Here is a 19,623-nt window from a genome sequence, read left to right as displayed (position 1 = left end):
TGACATATGCTTCTCCTGCCTCCGGCGGGGCCGGATGGGAGCAAGTCCGCTTGAAGTTGCGAGTGTGCAATGATGGCGGGGCCGCCCTCATCGTCTAGCGGCCCAGGACGCCGCCCTTTCAAGGCGGTAGCACGGGTTCGAATCCCGTTGGGGGCACGGTCCGGCTCGCGCCGGATGCAACACCAGCCAGGTCCTGTGGAGCAGTTGGAGTGCTCGCCGCCCTGTCAAGGCGGAGGTCGCGGGTTCAAGTCCCGTCAGGACCGCAAGCGCTGACGCCGCGCAGCTCAATGCGCGGCGTTCTGCGTATCGGCTCGTGCGGTAGCATGTGCCGAGCACCACGGCCAGGTAGCTCAGTTGGTACGAGCGTCCGACTGAAAATCGGAAGGTCGGCGGTTCGACCCCGCCCCTGGCCACATAGCCTTTCGCCGGGCTACAGGAACGCCGACCAGCGGATACGCAGGTCGGCGTTCTGCTTTCCCCCGGCAGGCCGTCTGTCGTCCGGGCATGGGTGACGTAAGGTGGTCAGCCCAGGTGGGCCGCCTCCGCCCGCAGATGCTCAAGAAAATGCATGACTGCCGGCGACGGCGTCCTGCCCCGCACGGTCGCCGCGAATATCTGCCGTACCGACTCGTCGTCCGGATGCAGGCGTAGCAGGGCGATGTCCGGCGGGGTTCCGCGTACCGCCAGGGCCGGAACCAGAGCCACCCCCAGGCCGGCGGCAACGCATCCCAGCTTGCCGGTCCACTCGGCCGCGACGATGTCGATACGTGGCGAGAAACCGCTGGGCAGGCTTGCGCGGAGCAGGGTGTTCTCCGCGGTGGCCGAGCCCACGACGAACGCGTCCTGGGCGAGCTCCGCCAGGCGCACCGAGCGGCGGCGCGCGAGCCGGTGGTCACGCGCGACCGCGACCAGGAGCCGCTCGTCGAGCAGATGTCGCAGGTCGAATCGTTCGCGGTCCAACTCACCCGTGGGAGAGGTGCTGACCACTGCCACATCCGCCTCCTCCGCGAGCAGGCGCTCCAGCAGCCGCGGCGTCACACCCTCGACCAGCGACAGCGAGATCTCCGGGTAGGCCGAGCGGAACGACGCCATCGCTCGGGGTACGAGGGCCGCGACAGCGGTCGGGAAGGCGCCCACACGCAGCCGCCCTCGGCCGAGCCCGCGCAGGTCCTCAAGGTCACGCCGGACCGCGGCGAGCCGGTCGAGGACCGCCTCGGCGTGTGGGAGCAGCTCTCGTCCCTCCTCGGTGAGGGCTACGCCACGGGGCAGCCGGTCGAAGAGCCGAGCGCCGATGTCGGCCTCGAGCGCGGCGATCTGCCGGGAGACAGCCGACTGGGTGAAGCGGAGGGCGCGGGCAGCGGTGGTGATCGAGCCGTGCCGCGCGACGGTGCGGAACACCGCCAGCAGCTGAGTCTCCATGGCAGGCATGGTATTCGCGCATGGCAGACATGCGAGACATTCGTTGGCCGCATTGCTTTCACCGGCCTAGCGTTACGGCGTGAAGATCATCGCGGTCCTCGGGACAGGACACATGGGTACGCCGATCGCGCGCCGCCTCCTGGCCGGTGGCAACCGGGTCAGAGTGTGGAACCGCAGCCCGGAGCGTTCGGAGCCGCTCGCCGCGGTCGGCGCGACGGTGGCCGCGAGCCCGTCCGCCGCGGTCGACGGAGCCGACGTCGTCGTCGTGATGCTCGCCGACGCCGCCGCGGTCGAGACGGTGCTGTTCGGGCCGGACGGCGCTGCCACAGCGCTCCGACCCGGGACGGTCGTGGTGCAGATGTCGACGATCGGGCCGGACGAAGTCCGAGCAGTGGCCGGCCGGCTGCCGGCGGGCGTCTCACTCCTCGACGCCCCCGTCGGCGGCAGCGTCAACGCCGCCCACGCCGGCACGCTGGTGATCTTCGCGGGCGGCCCTGCCGACGCCGTGGAGAGGGCGGCTCCGGTGCTGGAACAACTCGGCTCGGTCCGTCACTGCGGTCCGATCGGCGCAGGCGCCGCCGTCAAGCTCGTCGCGAACACGGGCCTGGTGACGGCTGTCGCCGCACTGCACGACGCGCTGGCTGTCGCCGCGGCGCTCGGTGTCGACAGGCAGACCGCCCTCGACGTCCTCGGCCGTGGGGCCCTTGCCGGCGCGGTCGGACGGGTCACAGCGCCGGGCGCCTCGTTCGCAGTCGCGATGGCGGCGAAGGATGCGCGGCTGGCGCTGCGCCGCCCGGTGCCGGCTCCCGTGCTGGAGGCCGCCCTCGACCTGATGCAGGCCGCGCCGGACCAGGACGCGGATCTCTCCTCCCTCGTCTCAGCCGACTTCCTGAAGGGACGCTGATGCGCCTCACCCTGGACAACCCCGCATCCGTCGCGGCCCCGTTCGGCGACCGCTTCGCGCACGTCGCCCGGATCGATGTCGGCGGCGGCGCGCTGCTGATGCTCGCCGGACAGGTCGCCGTCGACGACGACGGCAAGGTGGTAGCCCCCGGAGAACCCGGCGCCCAGGCCGAACGGATCTTCGAGATCGTGGACGGCGTGCTCGCGGCGCACGGCGCGTGCTTCGACGACGTGCTGCACATCCGCACGTTCATGACGGACCTGGCTGACCTGCCGGCGTACGCGGCAGTCCGGCGCCGGGTCTTCACGGGTACACCGCCGCCGGCGAGCACGACTGTCGAGATCAGCAAGCTGTTCCTGCCGGGCGCTGTGCTCGAGGTCGAGGTCACGGCCGTGGTCCGGTCCCGCTAGGGGTTGCGCTTCCTGGCCGACGGGCAGGAGCCACGGCCGGCACAGGCCGCCACGCCGGAGTACCTGGCGGGTGTACGGTACGCACCCCGGCAACGGCGGTGCCTACGGTGAGCCCGCTGAGTGACGGACGGGATGAGGCGGAAGGGTCGCGTGTGCGGGTGCTGCGTACGGCTCTGGCGCCGGTCCTCGTACTGGCGGTGATCCTGCTCGGCGGGTGTGGCCGGGTCTCGGGACTCCTGGACCGGGTCTCCCTGTTCCATCCGGTCTGGGCCGCCGACGGCTGGGTCTACTACCTGCGGGAGGTGACCTCGACCTCGAGTTCGGGAGTGGCTGAGGTGTGGCGGCAGCGACCCGATGGGAGCGCCGAGGAACCCGTTCTCACGCGCGCGCCAGCGGTGTCCACCTGCGAAGCGGGCCTGTTCAGCTTCCTGTTCGCGGGCCCCGACGGCGACCTCGGGGTGGCCCTCGAATGCGGCTGGGACGGAACCGAGCTGCTCAGCTACTCGCCCGCCGACAAGACGTTCGAGCCTCTGGCGTCGACGCGCTTCCTCGTCGACGCCGCACTCGTGAACGGTGGCCGCGGCGGATATGTCGAGGCGCCCCGGAAGTGCGGTCCGGGAGGAATCCAGCTACTCGCCGACGGGAAGGCGTACGAGTTCGGCTCTCCGGTGACGGTGGGCGGGGCGACCTTCAACCCCAGCGGCGGTGACACGGATTGCGGGTCGACGGTGCTGGCGCGGTCGCCCGCGGCGCTGGGTGAGCGGCTGTTCTTCATCACCGCACCCGACTCCCTCGGCAGGTTGCCGCTGCCGCCCGAGGTGAGTCCGAACGACCTCACCTGGCACCTGACCGAGTGGGACGTCGGATCGGCCACAGCCAGGTTCCTCACGGAGCTGCCTGGCCTCGCCAACCTGGCGGTGTCGCCGGACGGCCGGTCGGTGATCGCCGCTGTCGCGTCGGATCACGTGGGCGGGGTGTGGTCGGTCGACGTCGGCAGCGGGAAGAAGACGAGGATCGCCAACGGCGCCCGCGCGTACCACCCGAGCTTCTCTCCGGACGGCAAGCGGTTCGTCTACGTCGAGGCGTTCGCACGGCTGAAGTTCGCCAAAGCGCGATAGTCGACGTGCGCGGTGGGCATGCTGAGGTGGCTCAACGACGACAGAGATCCTCACCGGCGCGTCCGCCGGTGAGGATCTCGCGGTGTCCGGCTCAGACGGCGGCGGGCTGCTCGGCGGCGTCCGAGGCGCAGCAGGCGCTCTCGGTCACCTTCTCCAGCTGCGGTGAGTCGGCCTTGACCGTGTAGACCTCCCACGGCTCGTCGCCGGGGCCGCGTACCCAGACCTTGTCCTGGAGCGCGTAGCAGCACTCGGTGTCGTTCTCCTCCAGCGTGATCAGGCCGGACTCGGTGAGCCGGTTGGTCGCGGCGTTCACCTCGTCGGTGGTGGCCACCTCGACCCCGAGGTGGTCCATCACCGTCGGCAGGCCGGGCTCACCTTCGAGGAGTACGAGCTTCAGCGGCGGGTTCTCCACCGCGAAGTTGGCGTAGCCGGGGCGGCGCTTGGCCGGCTCGACGCCGAACAGCTTGCTGTAGAAGGCGACGGAGCCTTCGAGGTCGGACACGCGCAGGGCGAGCTGGACGCGGGACATGTGAACTCCCTGCCTAGATGAATGTCGAAGCAGGGCCAACCTTGCCTCCTGTTTTGAAGTCTGTCAACCTAGAGGAATGTCGAAACAAGCGCTGCCGATCGTGGACCTCGACGCGGTCGCCTGCTGCCCGCCGATGTCCGTACGCCCCATGGAGCCGGACCAGGCGGCAGTGGTGGCGCCGATGTTCAAGGCGCTCGGCGACCCCATCCGGCTGCGCCTGATGTCGATGATCGCCTCGGTGCCGGAGATCTGCGTCTGCGACCTGACCCCAGCCTTCGACCTGTCCGGACCGACCATCTCGCACCACCTCAAGGTGCTGCGCGAGGCCGGGCTGGTCGACTCCGAGCGGCGCGGCACCTGGGTCTGGTACCGGGTACGCCCCGACGTGTTCCGCCAACTCGGCGCGCTACTCCAGATCCCCGCCCACGACTCGTGACGCTCGCCCTGCCCCGGCGCGCCTCGGCGGAGTTCGCCGGCACGGCGCTGCTGGTTACCGCCGTGGTCGGCTCCGGCATCGCGGCCACCCGGCTCTCCCCGTCCGACGTCGGGCTGCAACTGCTGGAGAACGCGATCGCCACCGCGCTGGCGCTGGGCGCGCTCATCCTGATCTTCGGTCCGGTGTCCGGCGCACACCTCAACCCGGTGGTCTCCGCCGTCGACTGGTGGCTCGGCCGCCGCGCCGGCACCGGCCTCACCGGGCCGGACCTCGTCGCGTACGCCGTGGCGCAGGTCGGTGGCGCGATCACCGGAGCCGTCCTCGCCCACCTGATGTTCGGCCTGCCGGCCGCGACCTGGTCCCGCACCGTACGCGGCGGAAGCCACCTCCTGCTGGCCGAGGTGGTCGCCACCGCCGGTCTGGTGGTCCTCGTCTTCGCGCTCGCCCGGTCCGGCCGTACCGCCGCCGCGCCGGCCGCCGTCGGCGCCTGGATCGGCGCGGCCTACTGGTTCACCTCGTCGACCTCGTTCGCGAACCCCGCCGTCACCGTCGGCCGGGCCGTCACCGACACGTTCGCCGGCATCGCGCCCGGCTCGGTGCCCGGCTTCCTCGCCGCCCAACTGGCCGGCGGCGTGCTCGCCGTCGCCGCCCTCGCCCTCTGGTACCCGCACGCCGCCGACACCGCGGGCGACGTGGTCGTACCGCACCTCACCCGGGAGACCGAAGCTCGATGAGCGACAAGCCAAGCGTCCTGTTCGTCTGCGTGCACAACGCCGGCCGCTCCCAGATGGCCGCCGCCTGGCTGCGCCACCTCGCCGGTGACGCCGTCGAGGTCCGCTCCGCCGGAAGCGAGCCCGCCGACCGGATCAACCCGGTCGCGGCCGAGGCCATGCGCGAGGTCGGCATCGACCTCACCGGTTAGACCCCCGCCCGCCTCACCTGGGACGCCGCGCAGGCCAGCGACGTCATCGTCACCATGGGCTGCGGCGACGCCTGCCCGGTCTTCCCCGGGAAACGGTACGAGGACTGGAAGCTCACCGACCCCGCCGGCCAGCCCTTGGACGTGGTGCGAGGCGTACGCGACGAGATCCGGGCCCAGGTCGAGGCCCTGCTCGCCGACCTCGACCGCGACTGAAGGCACACCGGTCCCGGTCTCCCGTCAGGCCCTGCACTCCGAGATCGCCGCCCTCCAGGAGCTGCTCCGCCGCCACCAGCGGGCCGCCACCGCGGTCGGTCCGGACGGGTCAGGTTTTCGGAGGGCGGCGGTTCTGGGTGGGGCTGCCCTGGATCGCCTCCCAGACGCTTCGGCCTGCCTGCCGGAGCGCCTGTCCGGCCTGTCCCGCCAGCTGCGCCGCCTCGGCGGCGGCGCTCGTCGGCTGGCCGGTTCGCTCCGAACCGCGGCTCTTCTCGCCGGGACGATCGGCCGACGAGCCCGCGCCGGCGCCCGGCCCCGAACCGGCAGCGCGCTCGGACTCCGCCTTGCTCTCCCGCCCGCCACCGGCCGCCGGTGGCGACTCCGTCCGGGCCGGGCGCTGGGGCGGTTCGGGTGCCTCGATCGGGCCGGACACAGCGGGACCCGCCCGATCGACCACCTCGCCGGCCGGCGGCGCCGCCCGATCGACCACCGCCGGACCGGTGCGCTCGACCACCTCGCCGGCCGCGGCCACGGTACGCCCGGCCTGGTCCACCACCGGCGCGGCGAGCCGGTGCACGTCGTCCAGGGCGACGCCGGCCGAGCGGGCCAGCGCGTCGATGAGCTGCGGGTTGCGGTCGATGGTGGTCAGCGCCCGGTCCAGGATCTGCACGAGCTTCTCCAGCCGCACCTTGAGCAGCGCCTCGGCGCTCACCCCGGTGATGTCCAGCTCGACGCCCTCCAGGTGCACCCGCACTCCGGCGTCGAGTTGGAGCAGGTTGGCCAGCCGGGCTCGCAACGACAGGTCGGCGTCGAGGCCGTCCACCGTGAGCCGGATCTCGTCGACGGTCAGCTCCGGGACGTCGAGCAGGACGTCCGGCTCCGACTCGGGATCGGCCGGCGAGGTGGGCGGCTCGTAGCCGGGGTCCGGCACGGGTTCGGTGGCTCGGCTGTCGGTCATGCTCCCCGCTCTCCCAGTCGGTCCGGTCGGCGGCGCTTACCCGCTTTCCGGCACGGCATCCCTCTCGTACGCCCGCCCTGACCTCCCGGAAGCGCCGCTGAGCCTTGCGCAGCGCGCCTGACCCACCACTCAGCGCTGTCATGGACCGGCATTCCCGGTGTCCGGAAGCGCGCGAAACGGAAGCTGCGCACCGAGACATGAGCCGGTATGGTCCGGACCTATGGGACAGGAGATGGCCGATCCGGATGAGGTCCGGCAGGAATCCGACCGCTTCTCCCTCCGCAGCAACCTGTTCGTCCCGGCGTCCGCCGAGCGGGCATACGCCGTGTTCACCGGATCGCTCGCCGACTGGTGGGTACGCGAGTACACCTGGTCCGGCCCGCAGGCGCTCGCCGCGCTCGGCATCGAACCCCGGGCCGGCGGCATGCTCTACGAGATCGGTCCCTACGGCTTCCGCAACGACTGGGGCCGCGTGCTGACCTGGGATCCGCCCCGGCGTCTGGTCTTCACCTGGCAGATCGGCCCGGACCGGGTGCCGGTGCCGGACCCGGCCGGCGCCAGCGAGGTGGAGGTCCTGTTCCACCCCGAGGGCCCGGAGCTGACCCGGGTGGACGTCGAGCACCGCTACTTCGACCGGCACGGCACCGCGGCCGAGGGCTACCGCGAGGCGCTCACGGCCGGCTGGCACGAGTTGCTCTGCCGCTACCTGGCGACAGTCGCCCGCACCACCTGACCCGTACCCGTCGGATGGGTCCGGATCAGCCGGCGATGCCCGGGGTCGCTCCGGCGCCGGCCACGCCGGTGCCGCCGAGGTCGGCGCGGCGGCCGGCGGCCGCGCCCGGTCCGAAACCACCGCCCGCGAGGCGCCGTCGCGGTGCGGTGCGCAACCTGGGGTACGCCTCGGCGACCCGGCGCTGGACCCGGTCGGAGCGGTCGGCGAGCACCAGGGCCGTCGAGGGACCGCCCGACTCCGCCACCGCCTTGTTCTCCGCTGCGCGCAGTCGTTCCGCGACGACGTACGCGAAGCCGGCCAGCCAGGTACGCCGGAACGCGGCCGGGTGCTCCCCGTCCGGCACGGCGGCCCCCACCAGTCCGTGCGCGGCCTGCACCAGCAGCGAGGTGAACAGCAGCTCGACGCGTTCCAGGTCGCTGGCGAAGCCGAACAGGTGCATGGCGAAGCCGTTGCCCTGCCGTCGACGTACGCAGCGGCAGCGCAACGGTTCGGCGACGGCCGCCAGCAGTCCGGCCTTGTCCCGGGCGTACGGCGCGACCACCTCGACCGTCCGGTCGCCGACCGGGTCGACGGCCGGGTCACGCGCGGCGAGCAGCGCCCGGTCGACGCCGTAACGGGCGATCAGCTCGGTGGCCTTGGCCATGAACGCGGCCGACTCGGCGGGCGTGCAGGCCGGGGCCTCGGCCTGGGCGAGCAGCTTGCGCACCTTGCTGAGCATCGCCTCGGACATGACCCAGAGCTATCACAGCCGGGGCGCGTCGCGGCGTGGCGGGCTCAGTCGGACCGGCTGCGCAGCGTGGCGATGGTCGAGCCGGCGAGGGTCAGCAGGCAGTCCGGCAGCAGCCCGTCGGCGGCCGCCGCGCCGAACAGCGCCTCGCCGGTGTCGGCGTCGTCGTTGGCGCACGCGCTGACGAAACGGGCCACCCAGCGGGTGTCGTAGTCGGCCTGGTCGATGCCGGGGAAGTCGAGGGCGGCCCCGCCGGCCGGCGCGTCGTCGCCGAGCATGGTGGCGGCCAGGCACCAGGCCACCCCGTACGCCCCGGCCAGGCCGGAGCGGTCCACCACCGCGTCGAACGTGCCCACCACCCCGGCGCCGTCCCCGGCGAGGGCGGAACGGAGCACGGCGGTCGCGTCGTCCAGCGTCTGCTGTGCTCCGTCGTTCACCCGCGGAACAGTAGCGCCGGGGGTCAAGCCGTGACCCGGAAATCGCTCGATGAACACGCAGCGTGATACCCGCAGTCGGGGTGCCGACGGAGCCGACTCCACAGTCCCGCCTACCGCGTGGGCACGCTAAGGTGCGCAGCGGACCTTCGCCGGAGGAAGGACGACCATGCTGAGAACACGCACGTCGCGCGCGGCCCTGTCCATGGCCTGCGCGGTGCTCCTGCTCGCCACGAGCGCCTGCGGGAGCGACGAGCCGGAAGAAGCGCCCGCCACCCAGGTGCGCCTCTACGGCACCGACGGCAACATGCTCAACTCATACCCAGCCGAGCTGAAGGATCGGGCGGATCTGGTGAACGGGATGAAGGGCACCACGCCCCTCACTCCGCTGCCCGAGAGCTTCAAGGAACGACTACTCGCCGTAGACGCGAAGCTGGGTGACTTCCTCTACTCCGCCGAGTCCTACGACGCGGTCGTGATCAGCGCGCTGGCCGCCCAGCTCGCCGGCACCACCGCGCCGGCCGAGATCGCCAAGCAGATCGTCGGGGTGACCACCGGCGGCGAACGCTGTGACGACGTGGCGGCCTGCCTTCAGCTCGCCCGCGCCGGTCAGGACATCGAGTACCGGGGCGTGTCGCTCACCCGTGCCGGGTTCACCGACAACGGCGAGCCGGCCACCGCGAGCTACGGCACCATGCACTTCGACAACCAGAAGATCGACGACAGCAAGACCGAGTTCGTCGGCGCCGGTGAGGAGTCCGGGGCGAGCAGCAAGACGCCGCCGCGTGGTCGCAAGCTGCGCGACGGGAAGGCGAAGGACGCGCCGCTGGTCCTCGGCGGCCTCCTGCCGAAGACCGGTGACCTGGCGCTGGCGTACCCGCCGCTGGCCGCCGGCGCCGCGCTCGCGCTCCGCGAGGTCAACGCCGCCGGTGGTGTGCTCGGCGAGCCGGTGAGGTGGATCGAGGGCGACGACGGCACCAACCCGGCGGTCGCCAAGGCCACCGTCGCCTCGCACGTCCAGGAGGGCGTCCAGGTCATCATCGGCGCGGGCGGATCCGGCATCTCCCGGGCGGTGCTGCCGGACGTGGTGGCCGCCGGGCGGATCCTGTTCTCGCCGTCGAACACCGACGCGGGGCTGAGCGAGGTGGACGACAAGGGCCTCTACTTCCGTACCGCCCCGCCGGACAGCCTCCAGGGTCGCGCGCTGGCCGACGTGATGCTCCGGGACGGGCCGCGCAAGATCGCGATCCTGGCCCGTAAGGACTCCTACGGCGAGGGCCTCCAGGAGAACGTCCGCTCGGAGCTGGAGAAGGCCGGCATCGGCGCGGACCGGGTCAAGCTGCTGACCTACGAGCCGCCGGAGGACCCGAAGACCCCCGTCGACTTCTCCGGCATCGCCCAGGAGATCAAGGCGTACGGGCCGGAGGCGCTGCTGCTCATCGGCTTCGCCGAGTCCGCGCCGGCGATCCCGGCGCTGGCGGACGCCGGAGTCCAGATCAGACGCTGAGAAGCGCCGACGACGAGGGCCGCGCCGGAACACCGGCGTGGCCCTCGCGTCGTATCCGGCTCAGCGCGCCTTGCGCCGGTCCAGGAACTCGGTCATCCGCCGGTGCTTCTCCTCGTCCTCGAAGAGCACCGCCTGGCTGAGCAGGTCGAGCTGCGGGTGCGCGGCCGCCGGGGCGTCCACCGCCAGCTTGGTCAGCCGCAGGGCCAGCGCGGAGCCCTTTGCCATCTCGTCGAGCAGGCCGTGCGCGGTGGGCAGCAGCTCCTCCGGGTCGGCCACCACCCGGTTCACCAGCCCGATCCGCAGCGCCTCCGCGGCGTCCACCCGCCGGCCGGTGAACAGCAACTCCTTGGCGCGGGCCTCACCGATCAGCGCCGGCAGCCGGTAGGTCGCGCCCGCGCCGGCCAGGATGCCCAGCCGCACCTCGGGCTGACCGAAAACCGCGCGCTCCGTGCACACCCGCAGATCGCAGGCGTACGCGAGTTCGGCGCCGCCGCCCAGCGCCGGCCCGTCGACGGCGGCCACAGTGGGCATCGGGAGCGCCCGGATGCGGGCGAAGACGCCCTGGTTGATGGCGGCCAGCGCGTCGAGCCGGCCGCGTTCCTTGAGCTGGGCGATGTCCGCGCCCCCGGCGAAGATCCCCGCCGCGCCGCCGGTGAGCAGCAGCAGCCGGGGGCGCGCCTCCAGGTCGGCGCAGACCGCGTGCAGCTCGGCAACCAGGTCCGCGTCGATCGCGTTGCGTTTCTCCGGCCGGTCCAGCGTGACCACCAGCCGGTCCGGCAGCTCCTCGATCCGCAGCCCGGTCACTGCTGTGCCAGCCTTTCGTTCGCGACTGCGGGGCTCGCAAGCTCACTCCTCGCGCTCACTGCCGTACGCCGTCCTTCCACGTGTAGAAACCCTGCCCGGACTTCTTGCCCAGCTTCCCGTCGGCCACCATCTCGACCAGCAGCGGCGGCGGCGCGAAGCGGTCCCCGTACGCGGCCTGGAGCGTCCGCGCGATGTCGAGCCGCACGTCCAGCCCGACCAGGTCGGTCAGCTCCAGCGGGCCGATCGGATGCCGGTAGCCGAGCACCATCGCCTTGTCGATGTCGGCCGGGCTCGCCACCTCGTCGGCCACCATCCGGATCGCCTCCAGGCCGAGCGTGACGCCGAGCCGGGAGGTGGCGAAGCCGGGCATGTCGCGTACGACGACGGGGTCCTTGCCCAGCCGGCCGGCGAGCGCGACGGCCGCCTCGGTGGTCTGCGGCGCGGTGGCCGGGCCGACCACCACCTCCAGCAGCGCCATCGCCCAGACCGGGTTGAAGAAGTGCAGCCCGACGAAGTCCGCCGGGCGGTCCAGCCCGGCGGCCAGTTCGGCGATGGCGATGCTGGAGGTGTTGCTGCCCAGCAGCACCGGCCGGCGGCTCTCCGCCTCGCGCAGCACGGCACGCTTCAGGTCGAGCCGCTCGGGCACCGCCTCCACGATGACGTCGGCGCCCTCGGCCACCTCGGCCAGCCCGGCCCGCAGCGTGACGCGCTCGCGGTTGGCGGTGGCCGCCTCCTCGGTCAGCTTGCCGCGCTGCACGCCCCGGTCCCACAGCTCGCCGAGCCGGCGGACGGCCTCGGCGCCCCGGGCGGGGTCGACCTCGACCAGTTCGACCGCGTACCCGGCGCCGGCCGCCACGTACGCGATGCCGAGGCCCATGGTGCCGGCCCCGACGACCACAAAACGACCACTCATCGATGTCCCCTCGCCGCGGCGGGGGCGCGCGGGGTCTCCGCCGCCGGGCCCGTCCGCTCGCTCGTTCCTGCATGCGACCCTATGCAGGGCCGGGCCGCCGGGATGAGTGGGGGCGGAGCGGACGGGGTAAGGACGGCCGTCAACGCCGAAGGAAGGAACGAGATGAGCCAGGCACCGGAGAGCGCGGAGAACACCGAGACGGTCGAGACCCGCGGCGACGAGCGGGTGGACCTGCTCCGCGCGGACACCAACAACGACGGCAAGACCGACGTGTGGGTGGTGGACACCGACGGCGACGGCAAGGCCGACCTGTTCCAGTTCGACACCGACGGTGACGGCAAGGTGGACATCACCATGGTGGACATCGACGAGGACGGCACGCCGGACGAGGTGGTCGACGGCGACGGCGGCCTGCCCCCGGAGCAGACCACCCCCACCGTCCAGGTCTGAGCATGTAAGGAAGGGCCCCTTGTTAACGCGTAGGCGCTTGAAAGGGGCCCTTCCTAACGCCGCAGCTCCAGGGTGGCGAGGTAGTACGGGTGGTCGGTGTCGTCCACGTCGGCCAGTCGCCACGGTGAGCCGTGGACCAGCTCGGCGAACTCCTCGGGCGAGCAGACCAGGTAGTCGAACCACCCGGTGCCGAGCAGCCGGTAGCGCAGCCGCAGCCGCAGTTGCCCGCCCAGCCTGCCCCGTTGCCGGTTGCGCTCGTGGTAGCCGGTGTGCGCCGGGTCGGTGGTGCCGTACGGGTCGGTGCCGTGGGCGATCACCCGGGCGCCGGGGCGCGCCAGGGCGGCGAGCGCGGCCAGCATCGCCGGGGCACGTTCCCGCCCCTCGAACAGCCCGAGGTTGTTGCCGAGCAGCAGGAACGTGTCATAGCGCGGTCCGTCGGCGGCGTGCTCGTCGACGGTGCCGTGGACGAGGTCGCGTACGCCCCGGTGTCGGCTGACCCGCAGCGCGCCCAGCGAGGTGTCCAGGCCGGTGACCGGCACGCCGCGCTCCTGGAGTTCCAGCGCGATCCGTCCGGCGCCGACGCCGACGTCGAGCACGTGCCCGCGTACCCGGTCCACGGCCCGGTGGTCGTGCGGCTGCCACAGCTGCGGCGGGTCCAGGTAGTGCCCGGCGGGCGCGCCGTTGATCAGCCCGTCGTCCCGTTCGATGATCTCGATGACCGGGCGGGGCAGGCGTCCACCGGCCATCGGCCGGGGTCCGATCCCGGTGGCGACCGCGTACGCGTCGCGGATCATCTCGCCGAACACGTCGCCGATCTGGGGTTCCCCGGTCATGTGAGCACGCTATCCGTGCTCGGCCGGGCTGTCGCCGCCGTATCCTGGGCGGCGTGACCGACCTGGACCGCCTGGCGGCGGAGAAGTACGTCCTGCTCACCACGTTCCGCAAGGACGGCCGGGCGGTGGCGACACCGGTGTGGGCGGTACGCGACGGCGACTCGCTGGCGGTGTGGACGGTGTCCGACTCCGGCAAGGTGAAGCGGATCCGGCGCGACGGCCGGGTCACGGTGGCGCCCTGCGACGTACGCGGGCGGCCGCACGGCGAGGCGGTGCCGGGGCACGCGACGATCGCCGGTCCGGAGAGCACCCGGCGGGTGCGGGGCCTGCTCAAGCAGAAGTACCGGCTGATCGGGCGGCTGAGCCTGCTGGGCAGCCGGCTGCGCCGGGGCGAGGGGGGCACTGTGGGGTTGCGGATCGTGCTGGACGGCGCGGCCCCCGGACACGATTGAGCCCGGACACGATTAAGGGCGGCGCCGCGACGGCACCGCCCTTGATCAGGAACGCCGGGAACTGCCGGTTCGTCAGTCTCCCTGGCGCTGCTGGGGGATCTGCCCCTGCAACAGGGCCCGAACCTCTGACTCACGGTAGCGGCGGTGACCGCCGAGGGTCCGGATGGCGCTGAGCTTGCCAGCCTTGGCCCACCGGGTCACCGTTTTCGGGTCGACACGGAACATCGACGCCACCTCGGCCGGTGTGAGTAGCGGCTCAGGTTCGTGCGTTCGCGATGCCATCGGGGTCACTCCTCCACATGTATAGACATCGGCCGGGGTCCCGCCGGCCGACGCGTCTCCCATGGTCCGGCTAGTCCCCGATGTCCGACATGGGCCGAACGGCTGAAGGTCCCTAGACGGACGGATGAAGCATGCCCGATTTTTACGACTTTTATGCCGCAGAAACTACCTTATTCGGACTCATGATCACGGGTCGTGACGCATCAACTACGAGACACTCTCGTGTCTAAGGCCACTTAGAGGGGCAAACCGGACGTCAGTTGCAGCGCTCCAGCAGCTGCACCGCGCGCCAGCGGGCGACCAGCTTGTCGTACGCGGCGGACGCCTCCTCCGCCTCGCCCCGGCCCAGTCCGGACAGTCCGGTGGCCACCAGATCGGTCGAGTCGTCGGCCTCGAGCGTCTCGTCGGGCAGCAGTTGCACCAGGCCGCCGTAGTCCAGCTCGACCACCGAGCGGGGGTGGAACTCCTCCAGCCACCGGGCGGCCTCCTCGACCGCCTCGGTGATCGGCGCCTCGCCGATCGACTTGCGCAGCACCGACAGCGCCCGCGACGCCCGGCGGCGCGCCTTGGAGATCTCGGTGCGGTAGCGCAGCGCGCGCCGCTCCGGCTCGGTGACCAGGTGCCGTTCCCCGGCTTCGAACAGCACGAACCAGCGCAGCGGCACGCCCCAGGTGGCGATCTGCTCGTGCACCCGGGGCACGCCGTGCTCCAGCACCCGGGCGCCGCTGCGCCAGTCCTCCACCACGGCCTTGGCCTGCCCGGCGAGCACCGGCGGCACGAACGCGTCGGCCAGCACCGAGGGCACGCCGTCGCGGGCGCTCAGCGCCGCCTCGGCGACCCGGATACGCAGGTTCCAGGGGCAGACCAGCAACGAGTCGTCCGACTCCAGGACGTACGCCTCGTCGGGCAGGTCGGGCAACCGGGTCCAGCCCGCGCCCAGCGCCTCGATCACCGCGGTCCGTTGTCGTACCGGCCCCTCCAGCGGGGCGATCGCCCGGCCTTCGCTGACGTACCGGCGCCAGTACGACTGCCGGTCCCGGTCGAAGGCGGTCAACGGCTCGTACACGCGCAGGTATGAAGCGAAGAGCGACGGCACGGCGCGATCCTCCCACGAGACGGGACCCTCCGTCGCCGCCCGCGAGCCCGTGGCGTGACGTGCGCGACAGTACGGACCCGGCCGATATTAGGCTCAGAGACACCGGCACCATCCCGCCGGCGTGCCACCAGGTTCCGCTCCCCACAAGGGCGCTCACCGACACAGGAGTCAGCCATGGGCGTATTCGCCAGTACCGACGACCCCGTTTCCACGGGGCATGAGCAGGTCGTGTTCTGCCAGGACAAGCAGTCCGGCCTGAAGGCGATCATCGGGATCTACTCCACCGCGCTGGGCCCCGCGCTCGGCGGCACCCGGTTCTACCCGTACGCGACGGAGGAGGACGCCCTCGCCGACGTGCTCGACCTCTCGCGCGGCATGGCGTACAAGAACGCCCTGGCGAACCTCGACCTCGGTGGCGGCAAGGCGGTCATCTGGGGCGACCCCGAGCAGATCAAGAGCGAGGCGCTGCTGCGCGCGTACGGCCGCTTCGTCGAGTCGCTCAACGGCCGCTACTACACCGCCTGCGACGTCGGCACGTACGTCGCGGACATGGACGTGATCGCGCGCGAGACCCGGTACGTCACCGGCCGCAGCGTCGAGCACGGCGGCGCCGGCGACTCCTCGATCCTCACCGCGTGGGGCGTCTTCCAGGGCATGCGGGCCGCCGCCGAGCACGTCTGGGGCAGCCCGACGCTGGCCGGCCGGCGGGTCGGCGTGTCCGGGCTGGGCAAGGTCGGCAAGTACCTGACCGCCCACCTGCTCGACGACGGCGCCGAGGTGGTGGCGACCGACGTGAGCCCGCGCGCCCTGGAGTGGGCGCGCACCACCCACCCGCAGGTCACCCTGGTCGACGACACCGCGGCGCTCGTCGCCTCCGACATCGACGTGTACGCCCCGTGCGCGCTCGGCGGCGCGCTGAACGACGAGACCGTGCCGGTGCTGCGGGCGAAGGTGGTCACCGGGGCCGCGAACAACCAGCTCGCCCACTCGGGCATCGAGAAGGTGCTCGCCGACCGGGGCATCCTCTACACCCCGGACTACGTGGTGAACGCGGGCGGCGTGATCCAGGTGGCGGACGAGATCGAGGGCTTCAACTTCGAGCGCGCCAAGCTGCGGGCCACCCGGATCTTCGACACCACCCGGCAGATCCTCCAGCTGGCCGAGGACGAGGGCGTGCCGCCGGCGGTGGCCGCGGACCGGCTCGCCGAGCGGCGGATGGCCGAAGTCGGCCGGCTGCGCGCGATCCATCTGCGGTGAGGCTCACCCCCGAGGGCGAACGACCCCCTCCGCCCTCGGGGGAGCCGCGCGGTACGCTGCCGCTCGGGCTACTTTTTACCGATTTGTCCGCTGTCACGGCCAGTCCCGGACCTTACCCCTTACCGGGTACACTTGGTGACGGCTGGACAACTGCGACGCGCAGGTCCGGTCGACGGTGACCCGAGGTGCCGAACGATGGCATCCCCATGTACCGTAAGAGCCACGAGAGATGCCTGACGTCATCGGGGCCCGCCTTCGGGCTGCCCCGCATTCTGTGCGAGGGGGTCGAGCCATGGGGCGCGGCCGTGCTAAGGCCAAGCAGACGAAGGTGGCCCGGGAGTTGAAGTACCACTCCCCGAACACCGACCTAACCGCCTTGCAGCGCGAACTTGCGGGCAGTGGGAAGTCTGAGCACAACTTCGACGACGACTACAAAGAGTATGTCGACGACGATGACGAGGACCATGCGGACGACGACCCGGACACCTGGGTTCGTCCGACCCGCTGACCTCCGGTCACATCTGAGCACGCGGTAACCCCCCGCGTGCTCACGCATGTGCTCTGTTGAGCCGGCGTACGACCGACGATCAGGGACCTGCCGTGCCGGGGTGCCGCCCCGAGTCGCCGACAGGTCCCTGATCGCGGAACCGTCTCCTCAGCGTGGCCGGTTGTTCCAGTTGTAGAACGTCGGGATGTTCTCGAAGTGGTTCCACGCGCAGACCGCGTTGGCGCCGTCGCCGCCCGACACCTCCGCCCGCAGCAGCCGCGCCGCCTCCGCCTCACGGAGCAGAGCGGTAAGCCCCGCAGCGGCGTCCCGCACCCGGTCGGCCACGGCTCCCCGGTCGGTGTCACTGATGGTCTCGGGCATGCTCCAACACTCCCTCCAGTAGGCGGATCTTGCTGTTCCGGCAGTGCTCGGTCTCCGTACCGTCGAAACGCCCCAGCTCGAAGTAGCGGTTGGCGGCGTGCCCACCGCCACAGAAGCCGAAGTACGCGCAGGACGTCCGGCACGCCTCCACGCCGGTCAGGAACTCCCCCACCCAGGGCGTGCCGGCCGCGTCGGCGAGGATGTCGCCCAGCGGGGTGGTGAGCACGTTCCCGCTGGCGAAGTCGCCGTAGTGCGGGTCCGTGAAGCCGGCCAGCTCCGGCGAGAGCACCACCACCGAGCCGTCGTGCCCGACCGTCGGGATCGGGTCGAGACGGCGAGGCAGCAGGTCGTCGGCGGTGCCGGCCAGGACCGCGCCCGCGTACCGCAGCGACCACTCCACCTCGCGCAGATGGATCCGGGGATCGCGGCGCCACGCCGCCACCAGCTCCGCCCAGAACCCGGTGACCGCGCCCGCGTCCCGGGCGTTCGTCCGGGTGTTGACGCCCTCGGTCTCCTCGATGTTGACGCCGAGCACGTCGCAGCCCAGGTCGAGGAAGTAGTCGTACAACTCGGTCGCCAGGCCCGGCTCCGGCCGCGACACCACCGCCAGCGCCGAGAACGGCACGCCGTGGCGGCGCAGCGCCGCCACCCCGGCCACGATCCGGTCGTACGCCGGCCGTCCGCCCCGGGTGACCCGCTCGGCGTTGCGGGCCCGTGGCCCGTCCACGCTGACGCTGACCCGCACCCGGTGCTCGGCGAAGAACGCGCACCAGGCGTCGTCGATCAGCGTGGCGTTGGTCTGCACGTGGTGCTCGACGCCCGGCCCGAACGGCGCCAGCAGCGCGGCCAGGTGCTCCCGGCCGGCCGCGAGCGGCTCCCCGCCGTGCCAGACCACGGAGAAGCGGCCGCCCGCCGCCCACGGGTTCACCGACGCCGCCACCGCCTCGGCGACAGCCACCGGCATCCGCCTGTCGGCCGCCCGTAATGGCAGGTAGCAGTAGGCGCAGTCGAGGTTGCACAGCGTCGTCGGCTGCATCACCACATACGACGGGACGGCGGCGATGCCCCGCATCCCTTCGGGCGTGCGCGCAGCCATCAGCACCTCCCCCGCCTGCCTGAAAACCGAACCTCCAGGCTAGGCCGCGGCAACCGCTCGGGTGAACCCCCGATCAGGTGCCCGGCCGATCGGCGCAGGGTGATCAGCCCCGGGTGTGCTGCCCGACCATCTGCACGTTGCCGGACCCCTCGATGATCTCGCCCGCCTGCCAGGCGTCCACGCCCCGGCCGGTCAGGGTGGCCAGCGCGCGGTCGGCGTCCTCGGCGGAGACGATCGCGAACATGCCGACGCCCATGTTGAACGTCGCCTCCATCTCCGGGTCCTCGATCCGGCCCTTGGACTGGATCAGGTCGAAGATCGGCTGCGGCTTCCAGGTGGAGCGGTTGACCACGGCGTCGACGTTCTCGGGAAGCACCCGGACCAGGTTGCCGGGGATGCCGCCGCCGGTGACGTGGGCCAGCGCCCGCACCTCGGCCTCGGCGATCAGCTTGAGGCAGTCCTGCGCGTAGATCTTGGTCGGGGTGAGCAGCTCCTCGCCGAGCGTCCGCTGGCGGCCGAAGTCGTCGATCACCACGTCCAGCCGCATCCGGCCGGCGCCCAGCAGCACGTGCCGCACCAGGGAGTAGCCGTTGGAGTGCAGGCCGGAGGAACGCATGGCGATCACCACGTCGCCCACCTCCACCCGCTCCGGGCGGAGGATGTCGCTCTCCTCCACCACGCCCACGCCGGTGGCGGAGATGTCGTACTCGTCGGGGCGCAGCACGCCCGGGTGCTCGGCGGTCTCGCCACCCAGCAGCGCGCAACCGGCGTACCGGCAGCCGTCCGCGATGCCGGCGCCGATCTCGGCGACCTTGTCCGGCACGACCTCGCCGGTGGCGATGTAGTCGAGCAGGAACAGCGGCTCGGCGCCGCAGGCGACCAGGTCGTCGACGACCATGGCGACCAGGTCGATGCCGACCGTGTCGTGGATGTCGAGCTGCTGCGCGATCACCAGCTTGGTGCCCACGCCGTCGGTCGAGGAGGCCAGGATCGGGTTCTTGTACTTCTTGGTGTCCAGCCGGAACAGGCCGGCGAAGCCGCCCAGGTCACCCATGACCTCGGGGCGCCGGGTCTGCTTGACCTTGGACTTGAGCAGCTCGACCGCGCGGTCGCCCGCCTCGATCGACACCCCGGCGTCGGCGTACGAGACCGAGCGTTTGCGCTGCGTCCGGCCGGACCCCGCCGACCAGGGCTGGCGGTCGCCGCCGGCGCCCGTCGGGCTGGATCCTGCGCCGCTGCGCTCGGACACGTGCGTCACGGTT

24 protein-coding genes, 3 tRNA genes and 1 pseudogene are annotated in these 19,623 nt (G+C 72.0%); 15 read left to right on the top strand and 13 right to left on the bottom strand.

Annotated elements, in window-relative coordinates; genetic code table 11:
- Positions 1–83: 83 nt before the first annotated feature.
- The 3 genes from MicB006_RS01185 (at position 84) to MicB006_RS01175 (ending at position 413) form a co-directional block, all read left to right on the top strand.
- A tRNA-Glu gene (locus tag MicB006_RS01185) sits at positions 84–156 on the top strand.
- Between the two features lie 33 nt (positions 157–189).
- Positions 190–263: transfer RNA gene (locus MicB006_RS01180), tRNA-Asp, on the top strand.
- Between the two features lie 76 nt (positions 264–339).
- Positions 340–413: transfer RNA gene (locus tag MicB006_RS01175), tRNA-Phe, on the top strand.
- Positions 414–522: 109 nt separating this feature from the next.
- Here the strand turns inward: MicB006_RS01175 and MicB006_RS01170 are convergent.
- A complete protein-coding gene (locus MicB006_RS01170) occupies positions 523–1,419 on the bottom strand; it encodes a LysR family transcriptional regulator (RefSeq protein WP_116503268.1) in 897 nt (298 codons plus the stop codon).
- Between the two features lie 79 nt (positions 1,420–1,498).
- On the opposite strand from MicB006_RS01170, the gene MicB006_RS01165 reads away from it, so the two are divergent.
- The 3 genes from MicB006_RS01165 to MicB006_RS01155 all read left to right on the top strand — a co-directional run bounded on the left by MicB006_RS01165 (position 1,499) and on the right by MicB006_RS01155 (position 3,851).
- A complete protein-coding gene (locus MicB006_RS01165) occupies positions 1,499–2,323 on the top strand; it encodes an NAD(P)-dependent oxidoreductase (protein WP_225980601.1) in 825 nt (274 codons plus the stop codon).
- Entirely contained in the window at positions 2,323–2,733 is a 411-nt protein-coding gene (locus tag MicB006_RS01160; protein ID WP_116503264.1) for a RidA family protein, read from the top strand. The genes MicB006_RS01165 and MicB006_RS01160 overlap by 1 nt, the downstream gene beginning before the upstream one ends.
- Before the next feature lie 158 nt (positions 2,734–2,891).
- The gene (locus MicB006_RS01155; RefSeq protein WP_225980600.1) at positions 2,892–3,851 is read left to right on the top strand and encodes a hypothetical protein; all 960 of its coding nucleotides are present in this window, start codon (positions 2,892–2,894) and stop codon (positions 3,849–3,851) included.
- A gap of 91 nt (positions 3,852–3,942) precedes the next feature.
- Here MicB006_RS01155 and MicB006_RS01150 read toward each other — a convergent pair whose 3' ends face one another.
- Positions 3,943–4,380: an ArsI/CadI family heavy metal resistance metalloenzyme gene (locus MicB006_RS01150; RefSeq protein ID WP_116503260.1), complete on the bottom strand. Its 438-nt coding sequence runs from the start codon at positions 4,378–4,380 to the stop codon at positions 3,943–3,945.
- Positions 4,381–4,456: 76 nt separating this feature from the next.
- On the opposite strand from MicB006_RS01150, the gene MicB006_RS01145 reads away from it, so the two are divergent.
- From MicB006_RS01145 to MicB006_RS01135, 3 genes and pseudogenes are all read left to right on the top strand, one after another.
- A complete protein-coding gene (locus tag MicB006_RS01145; RefSeq protein ID WP_116503258.1) occupies positions 4,457–4,816 on the top strand; it encodes a metalloregulator ArsR/SmtB family transcription factor in 360 nt (119 codons plus the stop codon).
- Complete coding sequence (locus tag MicB006_RS01140; RefSeq protein WP_116503256.1) at positions 4,813–5,550, top strand: MIP/aquaporin family protein; 738 nt, start codon at positions 4,813–4,815, stop codon at positions 5,548–5,550. Before MicB006_RS01145 ends, MicB006_RS01140 begins: the two co-directional genes overlap by 4 nt.
- Positions 5,547–5,951: pseudogene (locus MicB006_RS01135) on the top strand (arsenate reductase ArsC). Before MicB006_RS01140 ends, MicB006_RS01135 begins: the two are co-directional and overlap by 4 nt.
- Positions 5,952–6,060: 109 nt before the next feature.
- On the opposite strand, the gene MicB006_RS01130 reads toward MicB006_RS01135, so the two are convergent.
- The gene (locus tag MicB006_RS01130; RefSeq protein WP_116503254.1) at positions 6,061–6,909 is read right to left on the bottom strand and encodes a hypothetical protein; all 849 of its coding nucleotides are present in this window, start codon (positions 6,907–6,909) and stop codon (positions 6,061–6,063) included.
- 220 nt (positions 6,910–7,129) lie between these two features.
- Here MicB006_RS01130 and MicB006_RS01125 point away from each other — a divergent pair, with 220 nt between their 5' ends.
- Positions 7,130–7,642, top strand: coding sequence for an SRPBCC family protein (locus tag MicB006_RS01125; RefSeq protein ID WP_073826715.1), 513 nt, complete (start codon positions 7,130–7,132; stop codon positions 7,640–7,642).
- A 25-nt stretch (positions 7,643–7,667) separates the two neighbouring features.
- Here the strand turns inward: MicB006_RS01125 and MicB006_RS01120 are convergent, their stop codons facing one another.
- Complete coding sequence (locus tag MicB006_RS01120; protein ID WP_116503252.1) at positions 7,668–8,372, bottom strand: DUF2786 domain-containing protein; 705 nt, start codon at positions 8,370–8,372, stop codon at positions 7,668–7,670.
- Positions 8,373–8,416: 44 nt separating this feature from the next.
- A complete protein-coding gene (locus tag MicB006_RS01115; protein ID WP_116503250.1) occupies positions 8,417–8,806 on the bottom strand; it encodes a hypothetical protein in 390 nt (129 codons plus the stop codon).
- Between the two features lie 166 nt (positions 8,807–8,972).
- Here MicB006_RS01115 and MicB006_RS01110 point away from each other — a divergent pair, with 166 nt between their 5' ends.
- Positions 8,973–10,310, top strand: a complete 1,338-nt coding sequence (locus tag MicB006_RS01110; protein ID WP_116503248.1) for an ABC transporter substrate-binding protein — start codon at positions 8,973–8,975, stop codon at positions 10,308–10,310.
- Between the two features lie 60 nt (positions 10,311–10,370).
- On the opposite strand, the gene MicB006_RS01105 is transcribed toward MicB006_RS01110, so the two are convergent.
- A complete protein-coding gene (locus tag MicB006_RS01105) occupies positions 10,371–11,114 on the bottom strand; it encodes an enoyl-CoA hydratase/isomerase family protein (protein ID WP_116503246.1) in 744 nt (247 codons plus the stop codon).
- A 55-nt stretch (positions 11,115–11,169) separates the two neighbouring features.
- Complete coding sequence (locus MicB006_RS01100; RefSeq protein WP_116503244.1) at positions 11,170–12,027, bottom strand: 3-hydroxyacyl-CoA dehydrogenase family protein; 858 nt, start codon at positions 12,025–12,027, stop codon at positions 11,170–11,172.
- A gap of 162 nt (positions 12,028–12,189) precedes the next feature.
- Here MicB006_RS01100 and MicB006_RS01095 point away from each other — a divergent pair, with 162 nt between their 5' ends.
- Positions 12,190–12,477, top strand: coding sequence for a hypothetical protein (locus tag MicB006_RS01095; protein ID WP_043327533.1), 288 nt, complete (start codon positions 12,190–12,192; stop codon positions 12,475–12,477).
- Positions 12,478–12,530: 53 nt separating this feature from the next.
- Here the strand turns inward: MicB006_RS01095 and MicB006_RS01090 are convergent, their stop codons facing one another.
- Positions 12,531–13,310: a bifunctional 2-polyprenyl-6-hydroxyphenol methylase/3-demethylubiquinol 3-O-methyltransferase UbiG gene (locus tag MicB006_RS01090; protein ID WP_116503242.1), complete on the bottom strand. Its 780-nt coding sequence runs from the start codon at positions 13,308–13,310 to the stop codon at positions 12,531–12,533.
- A 53-nt stretch (positions 13,311–13,363) separates the two neighbouring features.
- On the opposite strand from MicB006_RS01090, the gene MicB006_RS01085 reads away from it, so the two are divergent.
- Positions 13,364–13,762: a PPOX class F420-dependent oxidoreductase gene (locus MicB006_RS01085; RefSeq protein ID WP_073826733.1), complete on the top strand. Its 399-nt coding sequence runs from the start codon at positions 13,364–13,366 to the stop codon at positions 13,760–13,762.
- 72 nt (positions 13,763–13,834) lie between these two features.
- Here the strand turns inward: MicB006_RS01085 and MicB006_RS01080 are convergent, their stop codons facing one another.
- Both MicB006_RS01080 and MicB006_RS01075 read right to left on the bottom strand, forming a co-directional pair.
- Positions 13,835–14,044: a BldC family transcriptional regulator gene (locus MicB006_RS01080; protein ID WP_007073996.1), complete on the bottom strand. Its 210-nt coding sequence runs from the start codon at positions 14,042–14,044 to the stop codon at positions 13,835–13,837.
- A 256-nt stretch (positions 14,045–14,300) separates the two neighbouring features.
- Positions 14,301–15,140 (bottom strand): hypothetical protein, encoded by an 840-nt coding sequence (locus tag MicB006_RS01075; protein ID WP_030500602.1) that lies wholly within the window; start codon positions 15,138–15,140, stop codon positions 14,301–14,303.
- Between the two features lie 174 nt (positions 15,141–15,314).
- Here MicB006_RS01075 and MicB006_RS01070 point away from each other — a divergent pair, with 174 nt between their 5' ends.
- Complete coding sequence (locus MicB006_RS01070) at positions 15,315–16,397, top strand: Glu/Leu/Phe/Val dehydrogenase (RefSeq protein ID WP_073826736.1); 1,083 nt, start codon at positions 15,315–15,317, stop codon at positions 16,395–16,397.
- Between the two features lie 292 nt (positions 16,398–16,689).
- The gene (locus MicB006_RS01065; RefSeq protein ID WP_073826739.1) at positions 16,690–16,905 is read left to right on the top strand and encodes a DUF3073 domain-containing protein; all 216 of its coding nucleotides are present in this window, start codon (positions 16,690–16,692) and stop codon (positions 16,903–16,905) included.
- A gap of 147 nt (positions 16,906–17,052) precedes the next feature.
- Here the strand turns inward: MicB006_RS01065 and amcA are convergent, their stop codons facing one another.
- From amcA to purM, 3 genes are all read right to left on the bottom strand, one after another.
- Positions 17,053–17,265 carry a multiple cyclophane-containing RiPP AmcA gene (amcA, locus tag MicB006_RS01060; protein ID WP_030500600.1) on the bottom strand — a complete coding sequence of 71 codons (213 nt, stop codon included), beginning with the start codon at positions 17,263–17,265 and terminating at the stop codon, positions 17,053–17,055.
- Entirely contained in the window at positions 17,246–18,337 is a 1,092-nt protein-coding gene (amcB, locus tag MicB006_RS01055; protein ID WP_192900247.1) for a cyclophane-forming radical SAM peptide maturase AmcB, read from the bottom strand. The genes amcA and amcB overlap by 20 nt, the downstream gene beginning before the upstream one ends.
- 127 nt (positions 18,338–18,464) lie before the next feature.
- The gene (gene purM, locus MicB006_RS01050; protein ID WP_073826742.1) at positions 18,465–19,619 is read right to left on the bottom strand and encodes a phosphoribosylformylglycinamidine cyclo-ligase; all 1,155 of its coding nucleotides are present in this window, start codon (positions 19,617–19,619) and stop codon (positions 18,465–18,467) included.
- Between the last annotated feature and the right edge of the window lie 4 nt (positions 19,620–19,623).

The sequence above is a fragment of the Micromonospora sp. B006 genome (assembly GCF_003408515.1).
GTDB lineage: Bacteria > Actinomycetota > Actinomycetes > Mycobacteriales > Micromonosporaceae > Micromonospora > Micromonospora echinospora_A.
This window is presented reverse-complemented; position numbering and strand designations above follow the sequence as displayed.

Excerpts from the sequence above, each read along its gene's own strand:
- MicB006_RS01080 (WP_007073996.1), bottom strand. The coding sequence starts at position 14,044 with ATGGCATCGCGAACGCACGAACCTGAGCCGCTACTCACACCGGCCGAG.
- MicB006_RS01130 (WP_116503254.1), bottom strand. The coding sequence starts at position 6,909 with ATGACCGACAGCCGAGCCACCGAACCCGTGCCGGACCCCGGCTACGAG.
- MicB006_RS01170 (WP_116503268.1), bottom strand. The coding sequence starts at position 1,419 with ATGGAGACTCAGCTGCTGGCGGTGTTCCGCACCGTCGCGCGGCACGGC.
- MicB006_RS01090 (WP_116503242.1), bottom strand. The coding sequence starts at position 13,310 with ATGACCGGGGAACCCCAGATCGGCGACGTGTTCGGCGAGATGATCCGC.
- MicB006_RS01125 (WP_073826715.1), top strand. The coding sequence starts at position 7,130 with ATGGGACAGGAGATGGCCGATCCGGATGAGGTCCGGCAGGAATCCGAC.
- MicB006_RS01160 (WP_116503264.1), top strand. The coding sequence starts at position 2,323 with ATGCGCCTCACCCTGGACAACCCCGCATCCGTCGCGGCCCCGTTCGGC.
- amcA (WP_030500600.1), bottom strand. The coding sequence starts at position 17,265 with ATGCCCGAGACCATCAGTGACACCGACCGGGGAGCCGTGGCCGACCGG.
- MicB006_RS01065 (WP_073826739.1), top strand. The coding sequence starts at position 16,690 with ATGGGGCGCGGCCGTGCTAAGGCCAAGCAGACGAAGGTGGCCCGGGAG.
- MicB006_RS01120 (WP_116503252.1), bottom strand. The coding sequence starts at position 8,372 with ATGTCCGAGGCGATGCTCAGCAAGGTGCGCAAGCTGCTCGCCCAGGCC.
- MicB006_RS01070 (WP_073826736.1), top strand. The coding sequence starts at position 15,315 with ATGGGCGTATTCGCCAGTACCGACGACCCCGTTTCCACGGGGCATGAG.
- MicB006_RS01150 (WP_116503260.1), bottom strand. The coding sequence starts at position 4,380 with ATGTCCCGCGTCCAGCTCGCCCTGCGCGTGTCCGACCTCGAAGGCTCC.
- amcB (WP_192900247.1), bottom strand. The coding sequence starts at position 18,337 with ATGCGGGGCATCGCCGCCGTCCCGTCGTATGTGGTGATGCAGCCGACG.
- MicB006_RS01100 (WP_116503244.1), bottom strand. The coding sequence starts at position 12,027 with ATGAGTGGTCGTTTTGTGGTCGTCGGGGCCGGCACCATGGGCCTCGGC.
- MicB006_RS01145 (WP_116503258.1), top strand. The coding sequence starts at position 4,457 with ATGTCGAAACAAGCGCTGCCGATCGTGGACCTCGACGCGGTCGCCTGC.
- MicB006_RS01110 (WP_116503248.1), top strand. The coding sequence starts at position 8,973 with ATGCTGAGAACACGCACGTCGCGCGCGGCCCTGTCCATGGCCTGCGCG.
- MicB006_RS01095 (WP_043327533.1), top strand. The coding sequence starts at position 12,190 with ATGAGCCAGGCACCGGAGAGCGCGGAGAACACCGAGACGGTCGAGACC.